Here is a 7,010-nt window from a genome sequence, read left to right on the forward strand (position 1 = left end):
CGCAAAATAAACCAGAATTGAAGGTGGTGAAGTGGCAGGATATGAAAACATAAGAGATGCAAATGAGAAGAGAACCCCGGAAGAGCGCCGGGAATTGGCAAAAAAGGCAGGAAAAGCAAGTGGTCAGGCAAGACGCAGGAAGGCAGACTTCCGGAAGACCTTAAACCTGCTGCTTACTGCCGAAATAGATAATGAAGAATGGAAGCCGGTTTTGGAGTCACTTGGTGTTGAGTGTACTCTGGAATCGGCTTTGCTTATGGCGCAGATCAAGGAAGCAATGGCAGGAAATACAAAGGCTGCGTATTTTGTGGCGCAGTATGCCGGACAGAATGCACAGACTGCTGCCGATGATGCAGAGCAGAAACGCCGGACAGAGCGAATGGCAGCGGATACCGAGAAAATCCGCAGAAGTTCAGGTCATGGCGAGCATGAGGATGAAGGAGTAGAGATTATCAATGACGCACCAGAAGAAACAGGTCCGGATATCGGAGATCATAATTCCGAAGTATCTGCAGATATTTAACAACCGGAGTATCAAGCACATTATCCTGACTTCTGGGAGAGCAGGAACAAAATCTAGTTATGCGTCCATCCGGTCAGACTATCAGCTTGTATCAGATGCCAATGGTTCGGTTGTAGTGCTGCGTAAGCACCATAACAAGCTCAGAAAGACGGTATACAAGGAAATGCTGCGGGGGATCAGCCGTTTGCAAATACCGAAAAACAAGTTCCGAATTACGAAATCCCCGATGGAAATCACTTACAAGAAGTACGGGACAACAATGTACTTTGCCGGATCAGACGGTATTGACGATACAAAGGGTATCATTGACGAGGATAAACCGATCAAGCTGGTTGTCCTGGATGAACTGACAGAGTTTTTTGATGATGGCGAAGGCGAAGATGAGCTGACCAACATTGAAGCAACGTTCGTCCGTGGAAATAAGGGTGGATTCCAGATGATCTATCTGTACAACCCGCCAAAGAACCCAAATGCTCCGATCAATTTGTGGTGCAAGAAAATGGAGAAGCGTGAGGACTGCATTCACATTCACACAGATTACCGGGACGTACCTGTGGACTGGTTAGGACCTGATTTGATTGCATCTGCGGAGATGATGAAGAAAGCAGATCCGCAGATGTACCGGTGGGTATGGCTCGGCGAAGCGATTGGCGTGGATGAGCTGATCTATTATATGTTTTCTGATCGGCACAGACAAAAGCCGGATCCGGACAGGAGATATGACCGGATTTACATTGGAGGTGACTACGGTCAGCAGAATGCGACAACCTTTGAAGCGTTTGGCCTGGACACCTACCGGAAGAAGTTTCCGGGACTTGGAGAATATTATCACAGTGGACGGGAATCTGGAAGGCAGAAAAGCCCGTCTGAATATGCAAAAGATCTGGTTGAGTTCATGGATGAGCTGCATGAACAGTATGAGAACCGGAGCTTTTATATTTTTCTGGATCCGTCTGCAAAAGGTCTGGCAGAAGAGATTAGAAGAGCCACTAGAACCGGACTGGACTATCAGGTGTTTCTGCGGGATGCGGAAAATGATGTGGCTCTTGGAATCAGCCGGGTACAGAAAGCACTGGTATTCGATATCATGTCGATTTCCCCGAAGCAGGAATATGCGGTGCAGGAGTTTGGAACATACGAGTATGATAAGAAATCCATTGAAAAGGGGAAAGAAGTGCCGGTGAAGGAAGCGGATCACTGCATGGATGCCATACGCTATGTGGTTATGGGCACCTGGAGCAAGATCAAACATTGGCTACCTAAAGATGAAACGCCGGAAGAAATAGACATATGCGATATCAGCAGCAGGGAGGTGAGAGAAGAGGATGAATATCTTTAATTATTTCAGGAAAAAAAGAATCGATACGGTAGATGCTTCGTTCTACCGGAAGATCGATGAGTGGATCAGCTGGTACAATTCCAATGTCCGGCAGTTTACGTTCTACAAGGTGAATACCGGACGAGGTACAAGTAAACGATGCCGTAGGAAGAGCATGGGAATGGCAAAGAAACTGTCAGAGGATATTGCAGATCTGCTCCTTAATGAGAGAGTTATGATCACACTGGAAGATGAAACGACACAGGAATTTGTGCAGAAGGTTCTGGATAACAATCACTTCCTGGTCATGGGAAATGACTACCAGGAACGGAAAGCGTATTCCGGGACCGTGGCATACATCCCTTATCTGTACAATGCGATTGTGCGGGAAGATGGAACGATATCTGCAGGTGAGATTGGAATCAACTATGTGGATGCCAAGAACATTTATTCGGTCAGCTGGAATAACGGGGAGGTTACGGAGTGCATTTTTACGTTCGTGCATACAGTTCGTCAGAAGAAATACGTGCAGATTCAGTTTCACAGGATTGAATCAAAAGGAATGTATGTGATTGAAAACAGCGTCCTGGAATGCGCAAAAGGCAGTGTGGAAGGTCGTGAGCTGACAGAACAGGAATGGAAACAGCTGAAACCATTTGCAAATCTAGTAGCCAGAACAGAGACAGGATTCACAGAACCACAGTTTGTTATTGACAGGCTAAATATCACAAACAATGCGGGCGAATGTAATCCAATGGGAATTGCGATTTTTGCAAACGCCATAGATACCTTAAAAAAACTGGACACGGAGTTTGATTCCTACTGCAATGAGTTCGATCTGGGAAGAAAAAGAATCTTTGTCGCTCCGGAAATGCTGACGAATGAGGACGGATCCCCAACCTTTGATCCGGATGATGGTGTGTTCTATTCGCTTCCGGAAGATTACGATAAGAGCCAGACCGGTCTGATCAAGGAAGTGGACATGAGCCTCCGGGTAGAACAGCACAGCAAGGCAATCAATGATGATCTGAATTATCTGTCTCTGAAATGCGGATTCGGTACGGAAAGATACCGGTTTGACGGAGCAGGAGCGAAGACAGCAACCGAGATTATTTCGGAGAACTCAGATATGTACCGTATGCTAAAGAAGCATGAGATAATCTTGGAAGATGTCATAAAGCGGCTGGTCAGAATCATTATCCGGCTCGGTATCGTGACGGGGAATACACTGGACCAGAACACAGATATTGTGATTGACTTTGATGATTCTATCATTGAGGATAAGGGCGCAGAGCGTCAGCAGGACCGTCAGGACGTCAGCATGGGCGTGATGCGGCATGAAGAGTACCGTGCAAAATGGTACGGTGAAACAGTGGAGCAGGCAAAAAAAGAATCTGCCAGAGCAGAATCAGGTGATGGAGTAGGATGCGAAAAGAATACAAAGATCAAGTTGCCGATAAGATTGCAGCGCGGTACATAGGTCTGGAAGAACGGATCCTGCAGGACATTGCCCGGCGGATCAAAAAGACCGGCGAGATCACCAGTACAGCAGACTGGCAGATCAATAGACTTCGGATTCTGGGATATTCTTCCGAGGATATCGAAAGAGAGATCAAGAAAACACTGGATGCGTCTTATCCGGAAATGTTTGAGCTGTATGATAAAGTGATCGACTGGGAATACGTCCGGAATAAGGACGTTTACGAACAGATCAATGCAGAGTTTATTCCGTATGAGGAGAACAGGCAGCTGCAGCAGATCACGGATGCAATCATTCAGAAGAGCCTGGAAGATCTGGAAAATGTAACGAGGTCACTTGGCTTTTATCTGGATTATAACGGCAGAAAGGTCCTGACACCGTTGTCGCAGGTTTATACAAATTATCTGGACAATGCCTGCTTTGACATTGTGACCGGAGCATTTGACTATGGCAGCGTATTGCGCCGAGTGGTCACACAGCTGACAAACAGTGGACTTCGGAAGATTGAGTACGGATCCGGATACGCAAGCCGGGTAGAAGTGGCTGCTAGAAGAGCTGTGATGACTGGTGTGGCGAATCTTACACATAAGATAACCGAATATCATATGGAACAGCTCGGTTGTGAATATGTGGAAGTAAGTTGGCATGCAGGGGCGAGACCTTCACATTCTGCGTGGCAGGGAAAAGTTTACAAGTGGAATAAATAACACTTGACTTTTTGGAACACAAATAATAAAATGAATTTGTGGAACACAAAAAGTGAGGTGATTAGATGAGTCCACGTACAGGACGACCAAAAACTGATAAACCTCTAAATAAAGATGTAAAGGTAAGATTTGATGAAGAAGGGCATGAAATGTTAATTGAGTATTGCGAAAGAAACAATCTTACTAAGACTGAATTAATTAGAAGAGCAGTTGAGGAGTATTTACAAAAACATCAAGAAAAATAGAGATTCACCCACCGACCAAAGTAGCTTGAATCTCTATCAAATCGAAGGAATCCCTTCATGAAATATTTTAGCATGCTTTGGGATTCCTTGCAATGAGAAAGCGAGGAGAATAAAATGCAGTTACCAGAAACAGTAGAAGTAAAAGGAATGAAAGTTCTTACGACTCGGCAAATAGCTGAAGCGTATGGAGTGTCTAAGGATAAGATAATTTACAATTTTAACTATAATAAAGACAGATATGTTCTTGGAAAACACTATATTGAGGTGTTTGGGGAAGAATTAAGGAGATTGAAAAGGACATGTGAAATTCAAAGCTCCTTCAAATACGCCAAGACATTGTATCTTTGGACAGAGAAAGGCGCTTTACTCCATGCCAAATCCTTGAACGCAGACAAAGCATGGGAGGTATATGATTATCTGGTGGACTTTTACTTCCGTGCAAAGGAAGAACCGAAGCCTGTTCCTGTTGAGACAGTACCGGTTGTAAGCAGACAGGGAGATAAGAAGCTTCCGCAGATTGACAATCCTATCAGAGTATTTAAGCTGTTGCTTCAAGTAGCAGAGGATAATGGTATCGGGGTGAGTTCCTATCCGTTTAAAACCTTTGAGAGTGTGCTGAAAAATGGAAATATCGGTATCAGAACTGGCGTAACCGTAGAAAAGGCATGCTACGAGCTGGCATGGGAATTGTCACATGCGTTTATCCATTATCGGAATGGGGATTTGATTAAAAGTCCATTATCAAAGGATTATAACGAACAGGCAACACGGTCAGCAGAACTGATTCTGAAAATCCTTAATGTAAAAATGAGCCAGTTGTAAAAATAATTTATTTGTTTAAAGAGGGAGTCTTGTTTAGGACTCTCTTTTGTTGTGGAGGGGGTGATGCGAGCATGGCAGATTATCCAGACTTTGTCAGTAGTACAGGTTATGGGACCGGTGAAGGATTAGGAGGTTGGAACTGCTACCATTGACACGAGTATTATCCGTTCTTTCCAGGAATATCACAGCGCAACTGGTCAGATGAATGGCTGGAAGCTCAGAACCGGAAGGAAAGCAAGCCAAAAGAGTTCCGGGGCAAAGCGTACACTCTGTACGAGGCAAAGCAAAGACAACGCCAAATGGAAACAGCAATGAGAGCGCAGCGAGAAAAGGTACAGATGCTTCAGGATGGCGGTGCCGATCGGCAAGAAGTTATGCTCCAAAAAGCCAAATATCAGGGACAGCTTAATGAATACGCGGTATTTTCTCGTAAGATGGGACTTAAGGAAGAAAGAGAGAGGATTTACATTGATGGGCGCGGGAAAATTGCACCGAGCCAGTATGATCAAAAGATGAGAATTTCTATTCCGGGTACAGTTTCCAAGGAGGCAGGTTTAAACAAAGAAATTGAAGCGAAAATCAATGCAGCGATAAAGAAGATGAATTCGGAATACGTGATTTACTTAGACTCCATAAATGGTGGGAAACTTAAAAAAGGTGATATTTTTGTTACTGGTGGGTATGTAGATGATGATGGAATGCTAAAACATGAACTTGTATTTAACTACAATATAGACTATAATAGGATTGAAAAACGAATGGCTATTATGTATAAAAGAGGCTATATGGCAGGAAAGAACTTTGAAGATTATATCGCACATGAGATGGCGCATATAATGCCATTTCAAAATTGCATTACGGCAGAAGAGTATATGGAATTGAATGCTAAAATAAAGAGTCAGTTTATTAAGGGAATCTCAAAATATGCAGACAAAAAGAGAGATGGAAGAGAAAGCCTGGCAGAAGCTTTTGTTAAATACAGAAATGGAGAAGATATACCAGATGAAGCAAGAAAACTTATCAGAAAATATATCCTTCATTGGCGGAGGATTTAGAACGACATTGCCAAAATGTATGCTGTGCAGTAATTTCAATGAAAATAGTGAAGAGATGACTTGTAAAGCATTTCCAGATGGAATACCGGAGGATGTAATTTTTTCTGGTTATGAAGAGGAATGCAAAAACGGAATTAAATTTAAAGAGATGGAATAGTTGCCACCAGTCAAAATGACCGGTGGTATTTTTGTACTCATTTTTAGGAGAAACAGCAATGAAAAATAAAGCAGTAGCAGTATTAACGGCTATCAGCATATTGATAGCAGGTTTAACTGGATGCCAGACCGCCACGAAAAGTTATGGTGGGAAGACAACGATAAAGCTTGAGCCAAATCAGAAACTGGAAGAAATTACCTGGAAAGATAATTCTTTATGGTACCTTACAAGACCAATGACTAATGAGGATATTGCTGAAACCCATACATTCCAACAGCAGTCAAATTTTGGAGTCTTTGAAGGAACAGTAACCATCATAGAGTCAAAGGAGTAAAGAATTTATGATAACAATCAAAATAACAGATCGCAGCATCCGTATGAACGGTCATGCCTGCCAGAAGAGTCCGGATGGGATTGACCGGGTATGTGCGGCAGTATCAGCGCTAACATGTAATCTGATCAATTCCCTGAAAGATCTGACAGGTGACAGAATCCGAGGAGAAACAGCCAGCGGAATGACTGTGATCGAATGGGAAGATCTGTCAGACGGCGGGAAGCTTCTGATTGATTCATGGTTCCTGGGGATTGCAGTAATTGACCAGGAATACAATTGCATACAATTTGAGTAAATGAGCATCCAGTGAGGCAATGTCATTAAGTTAATTTAAAAATTAAAAAAAGCAGAATGCAAGTAGGTAAAATC

At 43.4% G+C, this 7,010-nt stretch carries 9 protein-coding genes and 1 pseudogene; all 10 read left to right on the top strand.

All coding sequences use genetic code 11. The annotated features are described in order from the left end of the window. The first annotated feature begins 31 nt into the window (after nt 1-31). The 10 genes and pseudogenes from PGW42_RS14645 (at nt 32) to PGW42_RS14690 (ending at nt 6,936) form a co-directional block, all read left to right on the top strand. Entirely contained in the window at nt 32-523 is a 492-nt protein-coding gene (locus PGW42_RS14645; RefSeq protein ID WP_211133530.1) for a hypothetical protein, read from the top strand. Further along, nucleotides 456-1,862: a PBSX family phage terminase large subunit gene (locus PGW42_RS14650; RefSeq protein ID WP_270203919.1), complete on the top strand. Its 1,407-nt coding sequence runs from the start codon at nt 456-458 to the stop codon at nt 1,860-1,862. The genes PGW42_RS14645 and PGW42_RS14650 overlap by 68 nt, the downstream gene beginning before the upstream one ends. After that, complete coding sequence (locus PGW42_RS14655; RefSeq protein ID WP_270203918.1) at nt 1,849-3,321, top strand: phage portal protein; 1,473 nt, start codon at nt 1,849-1,851, stop codon at nt 3,319-3,321. Before PGW42_RS14650 ends, PGW42_RS14655 begins: the two co-directional genes overlap by 14 nt. Beyond that, on the top strand, nt 3,267-4,028 hold the full coding sequence (locus tag PGW42_RS14660) for a phage minor capsid protein (protein ID WP_270203917.1): 762 nt from the start codon (nt 3,267-3,269) through the stop codon (nt 4,026-4,028). Before PGW42_RS14655 ends, PGW42_RS14660 begins: the two co-directional genes overlap by 55 nt. 65 nt (nt 4,029-4,093) lie before the next feature. Beyond that, nucleotides 4,094-4,273 (top strand): RepB family protein, encoded by a 180-nt coding sequence (locus tag PGW42_RS14665; RefSeq protein ID WP_270203916.1) that lies wholly within the window; start codon nt 4,094-4,096, stop codon nt 4,271-4,273. A gap of 114 nt (nt 4,274-4,387) precedes the next feature. Further along, entirely contained in the window at nt 4,388-5,095 is a 708-nt protein-coding gene (locus PGW42_RS14670) for an ORF6N domain-containing protein (protein ID WP_270203915.1), read from the top strand. Nucleotides 5,096-5,166: 71 nt separating this feature from the next. Beyond that, nucleotides 5,167-6,150, top strand: a pseudogene (locus tag PGW42_RS14675) (phage minor capsid protein). Next, nucleotides 6,098-6,307 carry a hypothetical protein gene (locus PGW42_RS14680; protein WP_270203914.1) on the top strand — a complete coding sequence of 70 codons (210 nt, stop codon included), beginning with the start codon at nt 6,098-6,100 and terminating at the stop codon, nt 6,305-6,307. Before PGW42_RS14675 ends, PGW42_RS14680 begins: the two are co-directional and overlap by 53 nt. A 58-nt stretch (nt 6,308-6,365) precedes the next feature. Further along, entirely contained in the window at nt 6,366-6,641 is a 276-nt protein-coding gene (locus PGW42_RS14685) for a hypothetical protein (RefSeq protein WP_270203913.1), read from the top strand. Nucleotides 6,642-6,648: 7 nt separating this feature from the next. Further along, entirely contained in the window at nt 6,649-6,936 is a 288-nt protein-coding gene (locus PGW42_RS14690) for a ribosomal-processing cysteine protease Prp (RefSeq protein WP_117835782.1), read from the top strand. Nucleotides 6,937-7,010 lie beyond the last annotated feature (74 nt).

Source organism: Coprococcus sp. TM115-187, assembly GCF_027679115.1.
GTDB classification, from domain to species: domain Bacteria; phylum Bacillota; class Clostridia; order Lachnospirales; family Lachnospiraceae; genus Allocoprococcus; species Allocoprococcus comes.

Coding starts and splice junctions, on each gene's coding strand:
- PGW42_RS14680 (WP_270203914.1), top strand. CDS start 6,098: ATGAAGCAAGAAAACTTATCAGAAAATATATCCTTCATTGGCGGAGGA.
- PGW42_RS14670 (WP_270203915.1), top strand. CDS start 4,388: ATGCAGTTACCAGAAACAGTAGAAGTAAAAGGAATGAAAGTTCTTACG.
- PGW42_RS14665 (WP_270203916.1), top strand. CDS start 4,094: ATGAGTCCACGTACAGGACGACCAAAAACTGATAAACCTCTAAATAAA.
- PGW42_RS14650 (WP_270203919.1), top strand. CDS start 456: ATGACGCACCAGAAGAAACAGGTCCGGATATCGGAGATCATAATTCCG.
- PGW42_RS14660 (WP_270203917.1), top strand. CDS start 3,267: ATGCGAAAAGAATACAAAGATCAAGTTGCCGATAAGATTGCAGCGCGG.
- PGW42_RS14690 (WP_117835782.1), top strand. CDS start 6,649: ATGATAACAATCAAAATAACAGATCGCAGCATCCGTATGAACGGTCAT.
- PGW42_RS14655 (WP_270203918.1), top strand. CDS start 1,849: ATGAATATCTTTAATTATTTCAGGAAAAAAAGAATCGATACGGTAGAT.
- PGW42_RS14685 (WP_270203913.1), top strand. CDS start 6,366: ATGAAAAATAAAGCAGTAGCAGTATTAACGGCTATCAGCATATTGATA.